The sequence below is a fragment of the Amycolatopsis sp. NPDC004625 genome (assembly GCF_040609695.1).
Lineage (GTDB): Bacteria > Actinomycetota > Actinomycetes > Mycobacteriales > Pseudonocardiaceae > Amycolatopsis.
This window is the reverse complement of the sequence record NZ_JBEXKX010000003.1, coordinates 230,191-245,709: the sequence shown is the minus strand read 5'-3', so window position 1 is coordinate 245,709 and position 15,519 is coordinate 230,191. Positions and strand designations below refer to the sequence as shown.

At 74.9% G+C, this 15,519-nt stretch carries 14 protein-coding genes and 1 tRNA gene; 8 read left to right on the top strand and 7 right to left on the bottom strand.

Annotated elements, in window-relative coordinates; all coding sequences use genetic code 11:
* The first annotated feature begins 97 nt into the window (after positions 1–97).
* Genes ABZW17_RS04860 through ABZW17_RS04850 form a run of 3 tightly spaced genes read left to right on the top strand, consistent with a single transcriptional unit; the run spans position 98 to position 2,240 of the window.
* On the top strand, positions 98–967 hold the full coding sequence (locus ABZW17_RS04860; protein ID WP_354809689.1) for a LysR family transcriptional regulator: 870 nt from the start codon (positions 98–100) through the stop codon (positions 965–967).
* On the top strand, positions 964–1,866 hold the full coding sequence (locus tag ABZW17_RS04855; RefSeq protein WP_354809687.1) for a serine hydrolase: 903 nt from the start codon (positions 964–966) through the stop codon (positions 1,864–1,866). Before ABZW17_RS04860 ends, ABZW17_RS04855 begins: the two co-directional genes overlap by 4 nt.
* A 44-nt stretch (positions 1,867–1,910) precedes the next feature.
* Positions 1,911–2,240, top strand: coding sequence for an antibiotic biosynthesis monooxygenase (locus ABZW17_RS04850; protein ID WP_354809685.1), 330 nt, complete (start codon positions 1,911–1,913; stop codon positions 2,238–2,240).
* A 312-nt stretch (positions 2,241–2,552) separates the two neighbouring features.
* Here ABZW17_RS04850 and ABZW17_RS04845 read toward each other — a convergent pair whose 3' ends face one another.
* The 3 genes from ABZW17_RS04845 to selD are packed head-to-tail and all read right to left on the bottom strand — an operon-like array spanning position 2,553 to position 4,424.
* Complete coding sequence (locus ABZW17_RS04845) at positions 2,553–3,119, bottom strand: cysteine hydrolase family protein (RefSeq protein ID WP_354809683.1); 567 nt, start codon at positions 3,117–3,119, stop codon at positions 2,553–2,555.
* Positions 3,120–3,159: 40 nt separating this feature from the next.
* Positions 3,160–3,372, bottom strand: coding sequence for a DUF2795 domain-containing protein (locus ABZW17_RS04840; RefSeq protein ID WP_354809681.1), 213 nt, complete (start codon positions 3,370–3,372; stop codon positions 3,160–3,162).
* A 59-nt stretch (positions 3,373–3,431) separates the two neighbouring features.
* Positions 3,432–4,424: a selenide, water dikinase SelD gene (selD, locus tag ABZW17_RS04835; protein WP_354809679.1), complete on the bottom strand. Its 993-nt coding sequence runs from the start codon at positions 4,422–4,424 to the stop codon at positions 3,432–3,434.
* A gap of 53 nt (positions 4,425–4,477) precedes the next feature.
* On the opposite strand from selD, the gene ABZW17_RS04830 reads away from it, so the two are divergent.
* The 3 genes from ABZW17_RS04830 to ABZW17_RS04820 all read left to right on the top strand — a co-directional run bounded on the left by ABZW17_RS04830 (position 4,478) and on the right by ABZW17_RS04820 (position 7,570).
* A tRNA-Sec gene (locus ABZW17_RS04830) sits at positions 4,478–4,572 on the top strand.
* The gene (gene selA, locus ABZW17_RS04825) at positions 4,572–5,855 is read left to right on the top strand and encodes an L-seryl-tRNA(Sec) selenium transferase (protein ID WP_354809677.1); all 1,284 of its coding nucleotides are present in this window, start codon (positions 4,572–4,574) and stop codon (positions 5,853–5,855) included. The genes ABZW17_RS04830 and selA overlap by 1 nt, the downstream gene beginning before the upstream one ends.
* Entirely contained in the window at positions 5,846–7,570 is a 1,725-nt protein-coding gene (locus ABZW17_RS04820; protein WP_354809675.1) for a SelB C-terminal domain-containing protein, read from the top strand. The genes selA and ABZW17_RS04820 overlap by 10 nt, the downstream gene beginning before the upstream one ends.
* Here the strand turns inward: ABZW17_RS04820 and ABZW17_RS04815 are convergent.
* Positions 7,567–8,412 carry a helix-turn-helix transcriptional regulator gene (locus ABZW17_RS04815; protein ID WP_354809673.1) on the bottom strand — a complete coding sequence of 282 codons (846 nt, stop codon included), beginning with the start codon at positions 8,410–8,412 and terminating at the stop codon, positions 7,567–7,569. The two genes, ABZW17_RS04820 and ABZW17_RS04815, sit on opposite strands and share 4 nt — an antisense overlap.
* Before the next feature lie 118 nt (positions 8,413–8,530).
* Between ABZW17_RS04815 and ABZW17_RS04810 the strand changes: the two genes are divergently transcribed.
* Positions 8,531–9,298: an SDR family NAD(P)-dependent oxidoreductase gene (locus tag ABZW17_RS04810; RefSeq protein WP_354809671.1), complete on the top strand. Its 768-nt coding sequence runs from the start codon at positions 8,531–8,533 to the stop codon at positions 9,296–9,298.
* A 90-nt stretch (positions 9,299–9,388) separates the two neighbouring features.
* On the opposite strand, the gene ABZW17_RS04805 is transcribed toward ABZW17_RS04810, so the two are convergent.
* Together ABZW17_RS04805 and ABZW17_RS04800 are read right to left on the bottom strand one after the other, a co-directional pair.
* The gene (locus ABZW17_RS04805; RefSeq protein ID WP_354809669.1) at positions 9,389–9,571 is read right to left on the bottom strand and encodes a CsbD family protein; all 183 of its coding nucleotides are present in this window, start codon (positions 9,569–9,571) and stop codon (positions 9,389–9,391) included.
* Positions 9,572–9,657: 86 nt separating this feature from the next.
* The gene (locus tag ABZW17_RS04800; protein ID WP_354809667.1) at positions 9,658–10,923 is read right to left on the bottom strand and encodes a cation:proton antiporter; all 1,266 of its coding nucleotides are present in this window, start codon (positions 10,921–10,923) and stop codon (positions 9,658–9,660) included.
* Positions 10,924–11,051: 128 nt separating this feature from the next.
* On the opposite strand from ABZW17_RS04800, the gene ABZW17_RS04795 reads away from it, so the two are divergent.
* Positions 11,052–11,402, top strand: coding sequence for a hypothetical protein (locus ABZW17_RS04795; RefSeq protein WP_354809665.1), 351 nt, complete (start codon positions 11,052–11,054; stop codon positions 11,400–11,402).
* Positions 11,403–11,772: 370 nt separating this feature from the next.
* Here the strand turns inward: ABZW17_RS04795 and ABZW17_RS04790 are convergent, their stop codons facing one another.
* A complete protein-coding gene (locus ABZW17_RS04790; RefSeq protein WP_354809663.1) occupies positions 11,773–15,420 on the bottom strand; it encodes a family 78 glycoside hydrolase catalytic domain in 3,648 nt (1,215 codons plus the stop codon).
* Positions 15,421–15,519: the final 99 nt, after the last annotated feature.

The window sequence follows — 15,519 nt, the reverse complement described above, 5'->3', positions numbered from 1 at the left end:
TCCTTCCTTTTTGATCTTCCGCAGTTTCACCGGCCGCCGTCATGCTGTCCAAGACGGAAACGTGCGGTTCGATGCGAAACCGGCATAGAGTGCGGTCGTGGACCTGGTCGGTGGCTGCAGGGCGTTCGTGAGCGTGAGCGAGACGGGGAGTTTCACCGCGGGCGCGGCGCTCGCGCACATCCCGCAGCCGGTGGCGAGCCGCCGGATCGCGGCCCTCGAGCGCCACTTCGGCGAGCGGCTGTTCGACCGGTCGACCCGCCGGGCCCGCCTGACCCCGTTCGGCCGCGAGGTGCTGCCTTCGGCCCGCCGCCTGGTCCAGCTGGCCGAGGAGCTGGAGCACGACGCGAAACGCGCCCGGCTGCGCCCGATCCGGGTGGCGGTGCCGTCGACGTGCGGGGTGCGGGAGCTCGCCGAACTGGCGGCGGAGGCCCGGGCGCTGGAGATCCACCTGGAGTTCCGCACGGCGGGGCCGGGGGAGCGGGCGGAGCTGGTCCGCACGAGCGAAGTGCGGGCGGCGCTCACCGCGGTCCCGGCGGAGGAGGGCGTGTGGTCGGTACCGCTGGGGCTGGCCGGCGTGGCGCCGCCGCCGGGCCGGGCGGTGTTCCTGGAGACGTTGCGGACGGGCAGGTCGGCGGGCGGGCGGCGCCGGGTGTGGATCCAGCCGGAGGACGACGTCCCGCACGTCCGCGACCGGGTGCTGCGGGTCCGGGACGCGGTGGGCCTGCCCCCGGCCCAGGTCCAGGTGGCAGCGTCCCTGACGACGGCGGCGGCCGAGGTGTTCGCCACGGCGGACTTGCTGCTGTGCTCGGCGGCGCAGGCCGGGGAGCTGGGGCTGCGGTGGAGCGGGATCGGGGAAGTGGAGCTGGCCCGGGGATTCGCGGTGGCGGCGGCATCGGGCGAGGACACGGACCGCCTGCGGACGACCTTGCGCGACGCGGTCGGCCGCTGTCTGGGGCCGGCCCGATGAGCGCCTCGGCTCTCGTGCGCGACCTGCGCGCCGAGCTGGCCGACGGGGGGCTGCGTGGCGCCTTCCTGGTCCGGGATCTGCGGTCCGGCGCCGAACTCGGGATCGACCCCGACCGTGAATACCCGATCGCTTCCCTGGTCAAGGTCCCGCTGGCCGCCGCCACGCTGGAGCGGATCCGGCGCGGTGAACTCGACCGGGCGGCCCAGCTCGAGGTTGCGCCCGGTGGCGTCACCACCCCCGGCCCGATCGGGCTGACCCGGTTCCGGCATCCGGCGCGCGTCGCCGTCGAGGATCTGCTCTACCTGAGCACGTCCCTGAGCGACGGGACGGCCGCCGACGTGCTGTTCGGCCTGACGCCGCCGGCCGAGGTCGCGCGGATGCTCGGCGAGTGGGGCCTCGGCGGGATCGCCGTGCGGCACCTGATGCAGGACCTCGTCGAAACCCCGGCCGAGCGCTTCGACGCGGGTGAAGCCGACCTGGCCCACTCCCTCGCCATCGGCGCGGCGACGGCCGGCCACGGGCACCGGCTCCCGCAGCTCGACGTCACGCGCGCGAACTCGGCCTCCGCGCGGGCGCTCGCGGACCTGCTGCAGGCCCTGTGGACGCCGTCGGAGATCGACCCGTCGGTGGCCGCGGGGGTGCGGGAACTGATGGCCCACAACGTGATCCGCCACCGGTTGGCGCCCGACTTCGCGTCCGACGCCGCCCGCTGGTCCTCGAAGACGGGGACGTTGCTGAACCTGCGCCACGAGGCGGGCGTGGTCGAGCACGCCGACGGCGGCGTGTTCGCGGTGGTGGCCCTGACGGAGTCCCGCGTCCCGGCGGCGGTCCAGCCGGAGGCGGAGGTCCTGGCGGCCCGGGTGGCCCGCGCCCTGCGCGACCACCTGCGCGGCCGGTGAGAAAACCGGTTGGGGGCCCGGGACGGGCGACCTAGGCTCCGGCGGTGTCGTTCACCAGACCCGAACCCCCGTACTACGCGGTGATCATCACCAGCGAACTCGCCGCGGCCGACCTCGACGGCTACCCGGCGATGGACGCCCGCATGGCCGAGCTCGGCCGGGCCCAGCCGGGCTACCTGGGCCGCGAGTCCCGAACGGACGCCGACGGCCGCGACCTGACGGTCCTGTACTACCGCGACGCCGAGTCGATCACGGCCTGGAAGCAGCACCCGGAGCACCGCGAGGCCCAGCGCCGAGGCCGCGAGCAGTGGTACGCGAACTACCACATCGAGGTGGCGCGAGTGGAGCGCGCGTACGGCTTCGACCGCGAGTAGGCGGCGCCGGGGAAGTTCTGCCGCCTCGAGCACGGTCGAAGCCGATGCCGCCGCGGCTCGGCCCGTGCTTGCGGACCGCACCCACGCGGCCCGTGCTTGCGGACCGCACCCACGCGGCCCGTGCTTGCGGACCGCACCCACGCGGCCCGCTGGCGATGCAGGGTTGCCCGCGGTGGCTCGACCGCCCGGCCAAGGCTCCGACCCGGCGGGCCGGACCGCCGAGCCATCCTGGCCCGGCCCGGGGCGAGCGGAATCGCCCCAGGCCGGGCCGCCCAGCGAGCTCCAGCGAGACCCGCGCCCAAGCCCCAACTCTCAAGCCGTCGCCTTAACCCCGAACTCCACGTCGGCCGTCGCCACCGTCCCTGCCGTTCGTCCCGGCGCCGTCTGGTACTTCCAGTACATGTTCGTGTGCGCGATGACCTGCCCCGGCGGCGGTGCCCCGTACGCCGACAGGTCCTCCGTCGTGTGCGCGTCCTCCACCAGCGTCACGTCGTACCCCCGCGCCAGCGCGCCGTGCAGCGTCGAGCGGATGCACGCGTCCGTCTGTGCTCCCGCCACCACCAGCCCGCCGATGCCGCGGGCCGACAGCACCTCCTCGAGGTCGGTGTCCTCGAACGAATCCCCGTACAGCTTGTGCACCAGCGGTTCCTCCTCGCGGCGCACCAGCTCCGGCACGTACTCCCAGGTCGCGCTGCCGCGCGGCAGCTCGTCGCTCGTGTGCTGGACCCACACCACTTCGGTGCCCGCGGCGCGGGCGCGGTCCACCAGGGCGACGAGGTTGGCGAGGACGTTCGAACGGTCGTGGGCCGTCTCCATCACCCCGTTCTGCACGTCGATGACGAGCAGTGCGGTGCGCGGACGGTCGGTCAATGTGGTCATGGCGCCACCCTAACCACCGGCACCGACAATTTCGGGGGACTCAGGGCGCTCCGCCGATGTGCTTGGCCGACACCGCCGTCCAGACCGCGTCGAAGTTCTCGTACCGGTCGCCGCCGGGCAGGCCGCCCAGGGAGCCCAGCACCGAGTCGCCGCCGCCGGCGGCCGCCGCGCGGCGCAGGAGCTCGTCGCGGCCGCAGGGGTACTCCGTGTCGGACAGGTGCTGTTCGAGGCTGTTCCGGTCCGGAGCGGGCATCGCACACCTCCTGATCGTTCGCTTCCCCGCGGCGTACCCGGCCCGTCCGGCCGGGAAACTCAGCCGACGACGATCGTGTGCTCCGACCGCGGCTCCAGCGAGCCGATCACCGGGTGCCCCGGCAGCTCGCCCACGACCAGCAGCCCGCCGGACGTCTGCGCGTCCGCCAGCAGCAACGCCTCGTCCGCGGAAATCCGGGACAGGTCCGCGTGCGGGCTCACCCAGTCGAGGTTGCGCCGCGTGCCGCCGCTGACGTACCCGTCGCGCAACGCCTCCCGCGCGCCCTCCAGGTACGGTACCGCCGCCGGGTCCACCCGGGCCGTCACGCCGCTCGCGCGCGCCAGCTTGTGCAGGTGTCCCAGCAGGCCGAACCCGGTGACGTCGGTGGCGCAGGTGGCCCCGGCGGCCAGCGCGGCCCGGGACGCCGGCGCGTTCGACGTCGTCATCGCGTCGATCGCCTGCTCGAACCGGTCGCCGGTCACCTTGTGCCGCGAGTTGAGCACACCGATCCCGAGCGGCTTGGTCAGGGTCAGCGGCAGGCCCGCGCGGCCGGCGTCGTTGCGCAGCAGCCGCGCGGGGTCGGCGACGCCGGTGACGGCCAGGCCGTACTTCGGTTCCGGGTCGTCGATGCTGTGCCCGCCGGCCAGGTGGCAGCCGGCCTCGCCGCAGACGTCGAGGCCGCCGCGCAGCACCTCGGCGGCCAGCTCGAACGGCAGCGTCTCGCGCGGCCAGCCGAGCAGGTTGACCGCCACCACCGGCGTGCCGCCCATGGCGTAGACGTCGGACAGCGCGTTGGCCGCGGCGATCCGGCCCCAGTCGTAGGCGTCGTCGACGACCGGGGTGAAGAAGTCCGTGGTGGCGATCAGCGCGGTGTCCCCGGCGATGCGGACCGCGGCCGCGTCGTCGCCGGTGTCGAGGCCCACGAGCAGCTCGCCCGGCGGCGAAACCGGCGCCGCTCCGGTCAGGCCGGCCACGGCCGCTTCGAGCTCGCCGGGCGGGATCTTGCACGCGCAGCCGCCGCCGTGCGCGTACTGCGTCAGTCGGTAACCCACCCCCTCATCCTGCCCACCGGCGGGAAACTTGGCAGGATGGCGCCATGGTGCAGGGAGGCGTTTCCGGCCTGGTGACCGGCGCGGTCTTCAAAACCGTCGAACGGCAGGTACTGCCGCTGGCGGGTTCGATTCCCGTCCGCCTCCGCCATGCCTGACCCGCGCCGCGCGATCCCGCGGACCGACGCGGTCCTGGCCGAGCCCCGGATCGCCAAGGCCGCCGGCTCGCTCGGCCGGGAGCTGGTCAAGGCCGTGGTCACCGACGTCCAGCAGGCGGCGCGGGCCGGAGACCTCGCCCCGGGCGACGTCGTCGACACCGTGCTCGCCCGGCTCCCGGCGAGCGCGTCCTCGCTGCGGCCGGTGCTCAACGCGACCGGCGTCGTCGTGCACACCAACCTCGGCCGGGCCCCCCTTTCGCCGGCCGCGCTGGACGCCCTCGTCGCGGCCGGTGGCGCCACCGACGTCGAATTCGACCTGGCGACCGGCAGCCGCGCCCGCCGCGGCCGGGGCGCCCTCGCCGCGCTGGCCGCGGCCGTCCCGGACGCCGGTGCGGTGCACGTGGTCAACAACAACGCGGCCGCGCTGCTGCTCTGCGCGCTCACGCTGGCCCCGGGTCGGGAGATCGTCGTCAGCCGCGGCGAACTGGTCGAGATCGGCGACGGGTTCCGCCTGCCGGACCTGCTGGAATCGGCGGGCGCGCGGCTGCGCGAGGTCGGCACCACCAACCGGACGTCGATCCGCGACTACGCCGCCGCGCTCGGCCCGGACACCGGGTTCGTGCTCAAGGTCCACCCGTCGAACTACCGCGTCACCGGCTTCACCTCGGAAGCCCCGCTCGGCGAGCTGGCCGGGCTCGGCGTGCCGGTGGTCGCCGACATCGGCTCCGGCCTGCTCGCCCCGCACCCGCTGCTGCCGGACGAGCCCGACGCGGCGAGCGCACTGCGGGCGGGCGCCACGATCGTCACCGCCAGCGGCGACAAGCTGCTCGGCGGCCCGCAGGCCGGCCTGCTGCTCGGCGACGCCGACGTCGTCGAACGGCTGCGGCGGCACCCCGCCGCGCGGGCCCTGCGCGTCGACAAGCTCACCCTCGCCGCCCTCGAAGCGACGCTGAAGGGGCCGGAACCGCCCGTGCGCGAGGCTCTCGCCGCGACTGTCGAGCACCTCCGGACCCGCGCCGAAACCCTGGCCAGGGCCCTGGCCGGGGTGGACGTCCACGTCGTCGAATCGGTGGCGGCCGTCGGCGGCGGAGGCGCACCCGGCGTCGAGCTGCCCAGCGTCGCGCTGAGCCTGCCCGCCCGGTACGCGGCCGCGCTGCGCACCGGCCGGCCCGCGGTGGCCGGCCGGGTGGTCAGGGACCGCTGCCTGCTCGACCTGCGGACCGTGCGGCCGGAAGCGGACGCGCAGCTGCTGGAAGCCGTCCGCCGATGCGGGTGATCGTCACCGCCGGGCACGTCGACCACGGGAAGTCCACGCTCGTGCGGCGGCTGACCGGGATGGAACCGGACCGCTGGGCCGAGGAACGCCGCCGCGGCCTCACCATCGACCTCGGCTTCGCGTGGACCCGGATCGGCGCCGAGGACGTCGCGTTCGTGGACGTGCCCGGCCACGAACGGTTCGTGCCCACCATGCTCGCCGGCGCCGGTCCGGCCCCGGCGGTGCTGTTCGTCGTCGCCGCGGACGAAGGCTGGATGCCGCAGTCGGCCGAGCACCTCGCGGCGCTCGACGCGTTCGGCGTCCGCCGTGGCCTGCTGGTCGTCACCAAGGCCGACCGCGCCGACCCGGCCGCCGCAACGGCGTCCGCGCGGGCGGAGATCGCGAAGACGTCGCTGGGAGCCGTGCCGGGCGTCGCCGTCAGCGGCACCACCGGCGCCGGCCTCGGCGAGCTGCGCGAAGCCATCGGCGAGCTGACCGGCGGCCTGCCCGTGCCCGATCCGGCCGCCGACGTCCGGTTGTGGATCGACCGCGCCTTCACGGTTTCGGGCGCGGGCACGGTCGTCACCGGGACGCTGGCCGCCGGCACCATCGCCGTGGGCGACGAGCTGCGCCTGGGGCCGTCGCGGGTGAAGGTCCGCGGCCTGCAGGCGCTCGGCGAACCCCGCGAACGGGTCGCCGCGGTGGCCCGGGTGGCGGTGAACCTGCGCGGCACCGCGCGCGGCGACGTCCGGCGCGGCGACGTCCTGCTCACCCCCGGCCGGTGGCGCACCACGGCCGAGTTCGACGTCCGGCTGCGCGGCGCGGCCGCCGGGGACCTGCACCGCGAGCTCGTCCTGCACCTGGGCACGGCGGCCGTGCCGGTCCTGGTCCGTCCACTCGGGACGGACACCGCGCGGCTGGCCACGGCCACCGCGCTGCCGCTGCGCGTCGGCGACCGCGGCCTGGTGCGCGACCCCGGCGAGCACCGGATCGCCGCCGGGTTCGACGTCCTCGACGTCGACCCGCCCGCGCTGGCCCGCCGCGGCGCGGCCCGGGCCCGTGGCCGCGAACTGGCCGAGCCCGACCTGGCCCGGACGTACCTGCGCCGCACCGGTTTCGTGCGCGCGGCGGACTTCACGGCGATGGGGCTGCCGGAAACGGGGGAGCGGCTGGGCGAGTGGTGCGCCGACCCCGGGCGCTTCGCCGCGTTGCGCGCTCAGGCAGCGGAGATCGTGGGCGCGTGGGACAGCACGGCCGCGGGCGTGCCGGTGGAGGCGTTGCGGCAGCGGCTCGGGCTGCCCGCCCCGGACCTGGTCGTGCCGGTCCTGCGGGGCACCGGGTTCGAGGTGGCGGGCGGGCTGGTCCGCCGGCCCGGCGCGGGCCTCGCTCCGGCCGTCGAAAAGGCCGTCGACGTGGTGGCGGAACGGCTCGCCGAGCACCCCTTCCGCGCGCCGGAGGCCGACGAGCTGCGGGCGCTGGGCCTCGGCCGGCGGGAACTCGCCGCGGCCGTCCGGCTGGGCCGGCTGACCGCCGTCGCCGAAGGGGTCGTGCTCGGCCCGGACGCGGAGGAGCAGGCGGTGGCGCGGCTGCGCCTTCTGCCGCAGCCGTTCACGGTTTCCGCGGCGCGCCGCGCCCTCGACAGCACCCGGCGGGTGATGATTCCCCTACTGGAACGCCTTGACGCGGCGGGCCGGACGGAGTCCCTCGGCGACGGCACCCGCCGTACGAAAGGCTAGCTGCGGCGCTCCTCGACCCCGAGCGACTGCGTCCCGATGACGCCCAGCAGCGCCAGCCGGTCGGCGTCCTCCGTGCCGGGTTCGGCGGTGTAGACCATGATGCGCAGGTCGCTGCCGGCGACGCTGAGGACGTCGCAGTCCAGGGTCAGCGCGCCGACGTCCGGGTGGTCGACGGTCTTGCGGGCGGCTTCGTGCCGTCCGACGGCCCCCGATTCCCACAGCTCGGCGAAGCGGGCGCTGTGCCGCTGCAGCTCGGCGACGAGCGAGCGCAGGTCCAGGTCGGCGGGGTACTGGCCGGCGGTGCGGCGCAGGTCGGCGACCAGCGCCACCTCGAAGGCGTTGCGGGCCTCGGGGGTGTAGCGCACGCGGCCGTCCGGGCCGAGGAAGGCGCGGCGGACGCCGTTGAGGTCGTCGCCGTGGCGTTCGCCCATCAGCGCCGTGTAGAGCGGGTTGGCGAGCAGCTGGTTCCAGGCGGCGTCGAAGACGGCGACGGCGGTGCCCGCCAGGCGGTCCAGCAGCCGGTGGACGCTCGGCGTGATGTGCCGCGGCACCGTGCCGGGGCCCGGCGCGGCGAGGCCGGCCAGCCGGAACAGGTGGGCCCGTTCCTCCTGCGGCAGGCGCAGGGCGCGGGCGAGCGCCTCGACGACCTGGGCCGAGGGCGTGGTCGCGCGGCCCTGTTCGAGCCGGATGACGTAGTCGGCGGAGATGCCGGCCAGCTGGGCCAGCTCCTCGCGGCGCAGCCCGGCGGCGCGCCGGCGCCCGCCCGCGGGCAGGCCGACCGACTGCGGGGAGACGTGATCACGCCAGTGCCGCAGGGCCATGCCGAGTCCGGTGGACGCCACACCCCGATTGTGCAAGGCCGGCGGCTCCTTGTCCTGGTACTGCCGTTCCCGGGAAAACCGGACCCCTTCCCGGCCGCGCGGGGCACGCGGATCGTCGGAGGAGACCGGAAGGAACCCCATGAACCAGCTCGCCCTCGTCACCGGCGCCACCTCCGGCATCGGCCGGGCCTTCGCCGAACGCCTCGCCGCCGACGGCCACGACCTGATCGTCACCGGCCGCCGCGAGGACCGCCTCGCCGAGTTCGCCGCCGCGCACCCGGGTGTCCGCACGGTGGCCGCCGACCTGTCCACCGACGCCGGCGTCGACGCGGTGGCCGCGATCTGCGCCGCCGAGCCGCTGACGATGCTCGTCAACAACGCCGGGGTCGCCCACTACATGCCGCTGGCCGAGCTGCCCGCGGACAAGGCGCGGGAACTCGTGCACGTCAAGGTCGCCGCGCCCACCATGCTGACCCGCGCGGCGGTCGCGGGCATGCAGGAGCGGGGGGAGGGCCGGATCGTCACCGTGGCCGGGATGATCGCGTTCAGCGGTCCGGCAGACCCGTCGGTGATGCCACGCCGGGCCGCCTACGCCGGATCTCTCGCGTATCTGGTCGCGCTGTCCCAGACACTAAACGCCGAACTCGACGGCACCGGCGTCCGGGTGCAGGTGCTGTGCCCGGGAGTCGTCGCCACCGAGTTCCACGAGCGTCAGGGGCTGGACCTGAGCGCCGTGCCGCGGATGTCCGCCGCCGACGTCGTCACGGCGAGCTTGCGGGGGTTCGAACTCGGTGAGGTCGTCACGGCGCCCGGGGTCGAGGACGCGAGCCTGCTGGACGCCGTTTTCCGGGCCGATCTCGCCGCCTTCGGGGGACAGCGCCCGGAACTCGCCTCCCGCTACCGCTGAAGGCCGCCGGGGTTCTCATCGAACACGTGCGGCCCCGGACGTGAACGCTGCCGCGCCCCGGAATCCGGGACGCGGCAGCGGGAACTCGCGTCAGTCCTTGTCGGTGACACCCTTGATGGCGTCCTTGACCTTCTCCCCGGCCTGCTTCAGCGAGCCCTTGGCCTGGTCCGCCTTGCCCTCGGCCTGCCACTGCTCGTTGCCGGTGGCGTCGCCGACGGCTTCCTTGGCCCGGCCCTTGAGCTCTTCGCCCTTGTTTTCCAGCTTGTCGTTCATCGCGTGCACCTTCCGTTGCGGCGACATTTCCGGATCGGCCAGTCGCCAAAAGGGCCTTGGCATCGGGTTACCCACTGGTCCGGGAACTACACATCGGCCGGGAGATGACCGCCCATCCGCTCGATCCGCTGGATCGCCGGTTCGGCGAGGACGCCGTGCACGATCACCGAAACGGCGATGGCCAGCGCCCCGACCCGCCACAGCACGTCCTGCTGCGGGACCGGCTCCCGGTCGAGGGCGTAGGCCAGGTAGAAGAGCGTGCCGATGCCGCGGACGCCGAAGAACGCGATCGCCGCCGTCGCCGGCCGTCCCGGCGACGGCGCGCCGAGCAGCGACAGCCAGCCGGCCAGCGGCCGCACCACCAGCACCGCGACGACCGCCAGCACCACCTCCAGTGGACGCAGGCCGCGCAGCAGGCCGTCACCCAGCGCCAGGCCCAGCCCCAGCAGCGCGATCGGGACGAACAGCCGTTCCAGCTGGTGGCCGAACGCGTGCAGCACGCCGTGGTACTCGTGCTCGCGCTCCTGCGTGCGCACCGAGACGGCGGCGACGAACACGGCCACGAACCCGTTGCCGTGGCCTGCTTCCGCGAGCGCGTAGGGTACGAAGGCGAGGGCGAGCAGGACGAGCCCGTCGGCGTACTCGGCCAGCCGCAGCCGGTCCGACGGCGTCCGGAAGATCGCCCAGCCCAGCACCCGGCCGGTGACCAGGCCGGCCACCACCCCGACGACCAGCGGCAGCAGCAGGTCCCCCAGCACCCAGGAGAGGTCCAGGCTCGGTTCGTGCCCCACCAGCGCCAGGCCGACGAGCACGAACGGCATGGTCAGGCCGTCGTTGAGCCCGGCCTCGGTGGTGAGGGTGAAGCGGATCTCGTTGTCCCGGGCCAGTTCCGGCTCGACGTCGGGGTGCGGGACGCCGATGTCGCCCGCCAGCACCGGGTCCGTCGGCGCCAGCGCGGCGGCCAGCAGCAGCGCCACGCCGGGGGCGAGGGCGAGCCACCAGTACCCGAGCACGGCGATCGCCAGGATCGACACCGGCATGGTGAGGGCCAGCAGCCGCCACGTCGAGCCCCACCGCCGCAGGCCGAACGGCCGGTCGACGGACAGGCCGGCCCCGGCCAGCGCGACCAGGATGCCCAGCTGCGCGAACGACTCCACGCCGTGCAGGTGGGCGGCGGGATCGCTCCAGCCGTTGCCGTAGGGCGCGGGCAGCGGCAGCAGCCCGAGCACGATCCCGGCGACGAGCATGACGAGCGGCACCGAGAACGGCCGGTCGGCGACCAGCTTCGGCACGATCGCCGCGGCCAGCGCGAGCAGGCCCGCCACCCCGAACAACACCGTCAACGACGACAAATTTCTCCTCCTGCCTGCGCGCTCCCCGCGCGGCCGGGTGCCCGCGAGCCGGGTAGCGTGGCCGGGGAGAGGCGCGCCGCGGCCCGGATTCCCGGCGCGCGAGCGGCGAAACCGGCGAGGAGGCCGCGGTGACGGCGACGAACGGGGCGGGCGGGCCGTGCCGGTTCTGCGGCAGGCGGCGCGACCCCCGGGTGCCCGGCCGCAACGGGCCGATCTGCGTGGACTGCGTCCGCGCCGGCCTGCGGGTCGTCCGCGACGGCGCGGACCGCGAGACCCCGGTGGGTGACGTGCTGGCGGCGGTGACGTCCCCGCTGGCCGCCGTCTGCGACTACTGCGGCCGCCGCGAGCGCCGCACGTTCCTCGGCCTCCGCCGTCCCCTCCTGCGCGTGGACTGCGCGGCGCGCGACGCGGTCATCTGCGTGGACTGCCTGGACCACGCGGGCGACGTCCTGAACGTCGCGCTCCGCGGCTCCGCCTGAGCCGACCCTCCGGGTACGCGAGTCGTCCGTCCGGGTACGCGAGTTGTCCGTCCGGGTACGCGAGTCGCGTGCTTGGAGAGGCATCTCGTGTGTCTGGGCGGGCATCCCGCGTGTCTGGAGGGGCGACACGGGGTTTGCGGGTGGGGTAGCCGGGCGGGATGACGTCCACTCGGGAGCAGCGCACGCGACCGGAGACCGCTTCGGTGGCTGGTCCCGTTCAGCGCGGGCCCGGCGATCTGCCCGGGCCGTGACCTGGTCCGGTTCTGCGCGAGCACGATGCCGGCGAACCTGCTGCGCGACCGGCGGTTCGAGCTTCCACCTCGGGTTCGAGCCGGTGCCGCGGTAGGAGCCGCGGCACCGGCTCGCCCGGTCACGCCGGAGCGGTGAACACGTACGAACCCGCGGGCAGGAAGTACGTCCCCGGCGCTGACGGCACGGCCTCGGCCGGCGCCACCACGCCCGCGGGCCGGGACGTCGGCACCACGACCGTGGCCGACGCACCCGCCGGGACGGTCACCCGCAGCGTCACCACCCCGTTCGCCACGGACCAGTCGCTGACCGCGCCACCGTAGGGCGTCTCGTACGCCGACTTCGCCGACGTCAGGCCCCCACCCGGCACCGGCGCGATCCGCAGCGACGCATAGCCGGGTGCGGCCGGCGCGAGGCCGCCCACCGAGCGGTAGAGGAAGTCGCCCACCGAGCCGAGGCCGTAGTGGTTGAACGAGTTCATCCCCGGGTCGTTGAACGAGCCGTCCGGCTTGATGCCGTCCCAGCGCTCCCAGACCGTCGTCGCACCGCGCCCGATCATGTAGCCCCAGCCCGGGAAGTCCGGCTGCAGCAGCACGCGGTAGGCGACGTCGGCGTGGCCGTGCGCGGCCAGCACCGGCAGCAGGTTCTCGACGCCGAGGAACCCGACGCTCAGGTGCCCGCTCGCCGCGGTAACGCGGGCCGCCAGCTTGTCCGCCGCCGGCTGGACCAGGGACGGCGGCAGCAGGCCGAACGCCAGGGCCAGGACGTACCCGGTCTGCGAGTTCGACCCGATCGTGCCGTCGGCCGCCACGAACCGCCGGGTGAACGCGGCCGCGACCTGGTCGGCGAGCGTCCCGTACGTCGTCGCTTCGGCGGGGTGCCCGGTGGCCGCCGCCATCCGGGACACCAGCCGGGCCGACCACGCGAAGAACGCCGTCGAGACCAGGTCCTGCGCCGTGTTGTCGTTGACGTTGAGCCAGTCCCCGTAGGTCTGGTGGTCGCGGATCAGGTCGGCGCCCGACGTCGAGCGCAGGTACTCGACCCACCGGACCATCGCGGCGAAGTGCTCCTGGATCACGCCGGTGTCGCCGTAGCGCTGCCACAGCGTGTACGGCACGATGACGCCCGCGTCGCCCCAGCCCGCCGTGCCCGAACCGCCCAGCACGCCCGGCGCGACGTCGGTGAACGACCCGTCGTCGTGCTGCGCGTCGGTCAGGTCGTCGCTGAACTTGCCGAGGAAGTTGGCCACGTCGAGGTTGAACGTCGACGTCCCGGCGAAGATCCCGATGTCGCCGGTCCAGCCGAGCCGCTCGTCGCGCTGCGGGCAGTCGCTGGGCACCGACAGCATGTTGGACCGCTCGCCCCAGAGGATGTTGTGCTGCAGCTGGTTCACCAGCGCGTTCGACGTCGTGAAGGTCCCCGGCTGCGCGCCGGACGTCCACATCGCCCGGCCGGTCAGCGTCGCGGCCGTCGGCGCGGACGGCAGGCCGGTCAGCTCGACGTACCGGTAGCCGTGCACGGTGAACCGCGGTTCGTACGTCTCCGGGCCGCCGGTGCCCGCCAGGGTGAAGCGGTCGGTGGCCTGGGCCGCGCGGAGGTTGGCCGTGTAGATCGTGCCGTCGGGGTTGAGCACCTCGGCGTGCCGCATGGTCACCGTCGTCCCGGCCGGCCCGGTGACGGACAGCCGGTTCCAGCCGCCGAAGTTCTGACCGAGGTCGGCCACCCACACGCCGGGTTTCGGCTGGGTCCAGGCGACCGGCTTGAACTCCTGCTGGACCGTGACGCCGTTGTCCACCTGGGACACCAGGTTCGGCCGGTCGCCGGTGCGCACGCGCGGCGCGGCCCAGCCGCGGTCGTCGAAGCCGGGCCGGTCCCAGCCGGTGGCGAGCCGCGCGTCGTAGGTTTCGCCCTGGTAGAGGTCGTCGGCGCGGATCGGGCCGTCCCCGGCCTTCCAGGTGCCGTCGGTCGCGATCGTGGTGCTCGTGCCGTCGGTGAACGTCAGCCGCAGCTGCGCCGAGTACCACGGTTCGGTGCCGTACTTCTGACTGCCGGCGATGCCGATGCTGCCCGAGTACCAGCCGTTGCCCACCAGCGCGCCGAGGACGTTCTCCCCGGTGCGGATCTGCCCGGTGACGTCGGAAACCCGGTACTGCAGCCGTTTCGTGTAGTCGGTCCAGCCGGGCGCGAGGACCTCGGTGCCGACCTTGACGCCGTTGAGGTGCGTTTCCTGCAGCCCGAGCGCGGTCGTCAACAGGCGCGCGCTCGCGACCGGCTTCGAGACCGTGAAGCTCTTGCGCAGCAGGGGAGCGGGGGCGCTGACAGCGACGTTCGCGCCCCACGGCCCGGTGCCGTAGGCGGTCAGCGCCCGCGCCGCGGGCCAGGAGCTGTCGTCGAAGGTGCGCTGCTGCCAGCCGTCCGGGCCGCTCTGGCTCGCCTTCCACGTCCCGTCGGTGACCAGGGCCGGTCCCCCGGGGACGGTCAGCTTCGCGATCGTCCCGGCCGGGCTCTGGGTCGTGTTCTCCGTGCTGACCGCGATGGTGTTCGCCCCGGCGGTCAGCAGGCTGCCGACGTCGACGACCGCGGCCGTCTTCCAGGAGTCGGCGACGCGCGGCGAATCGCTGACGCGGGTGCCGTTCACCCACACCGTCGCCGTGTCGTCGCCGGTCACGACCAGCGTGGCCTTCGCCGGGGCCGCGGCCAGGTCCAGGGTCCGGCGGAAGAACCGGGTCGACGGCGGCACCCCGCCGAGCGGATCGCCTTCGGGGTACCAGATCCAGCTCGCCCCGGCGAGGTCCGGGCCGGCCGTGGCGCGGCCGAGGAAGGCGCCGGTCCACTCGGCCGCCCGGATGGCGGTTTCGAAGCGCTGCACCGGGCTCCAGCCGGACGCGCGGCCCTGCCCGTCCCAGACGCGGACGCGCCAGGTGTAGGCGGTGAGGGAGGCGAGCGCCGGGCCGCCGTAGGCGACGTCGGCCTGCTGCGCCGAGGAGACGCGGCCGCTGTCCCAGACGTCGGTGCCGCCGGCGGACACCACGAGCTGGTACGCCGACTGCCGTTGCCCGGCCGCCGCCGACGTCAGTTTCCAGCCGAACCGCGGCTGCGCCGGGTCGACGCCGAGCGGGTTCACCCGGTTCGCGACCGTGGCGCTCGCGACCGCCAGCGGGGCCGCGCTCCCGGGGTTCGGGGTGGTGACGCCGGTGCCCCACGGTCCGGTCCCGTAGGCGCCGAGGTCCGCGGCCGCGGACCAGCCCCCGTCCGCGAAACCGGGCTGTTCCCAGCCTTCCGGGGCGGTCGTCGCGCTCTTCCAGGCGGCTCCGGTGGCCACGTCGGTGGTGGCCGCCGCCGTCTTGACCTGCAGCCGCCCGAGGAGGCCGGCCGGGCCGCCGGCGTTGCGGACGGCGACGGCGAGGGTGTTGACGCCGGGGACCAGCGCGGGCCGCAGCTCGACCGGCAGCGCCGTCCGCCACGAGTCGCTGATCCGGGCCGAGGAGGCCAGCGGCGTGCCGTTGAGCCAGACGTCGGCGGTGTCGTCGCCGGTGAGGACGAGCCGGGCGTCGGTGACCGCGCCGGCGGGGACGGTGAACGTCGTGCGGAAGTAGCGGGTGGCGGCCGGCGCGGCGACCCGGGCGTCACCCTCCGGGTACCAGATCCAGTGCGCGCCGGCGAGGTCCGGTGGCGGCGCGGCGCCGGCCGGGGGCGCCGCGGCGGCGGAAAGCGCCAGGATCGCGGCGAGGGTCGTGGTGGTGGCGCGCCAGAGCTTCGAGGGCAGCATGCAGGCTCCCTTGCGGCGGGGACGGGCGCCGGGCTTAGAACGTTTCAACCTCGGCGTGACTGGTGACTGTAATCAGAAGCTCACGCAGGAGCAATACTC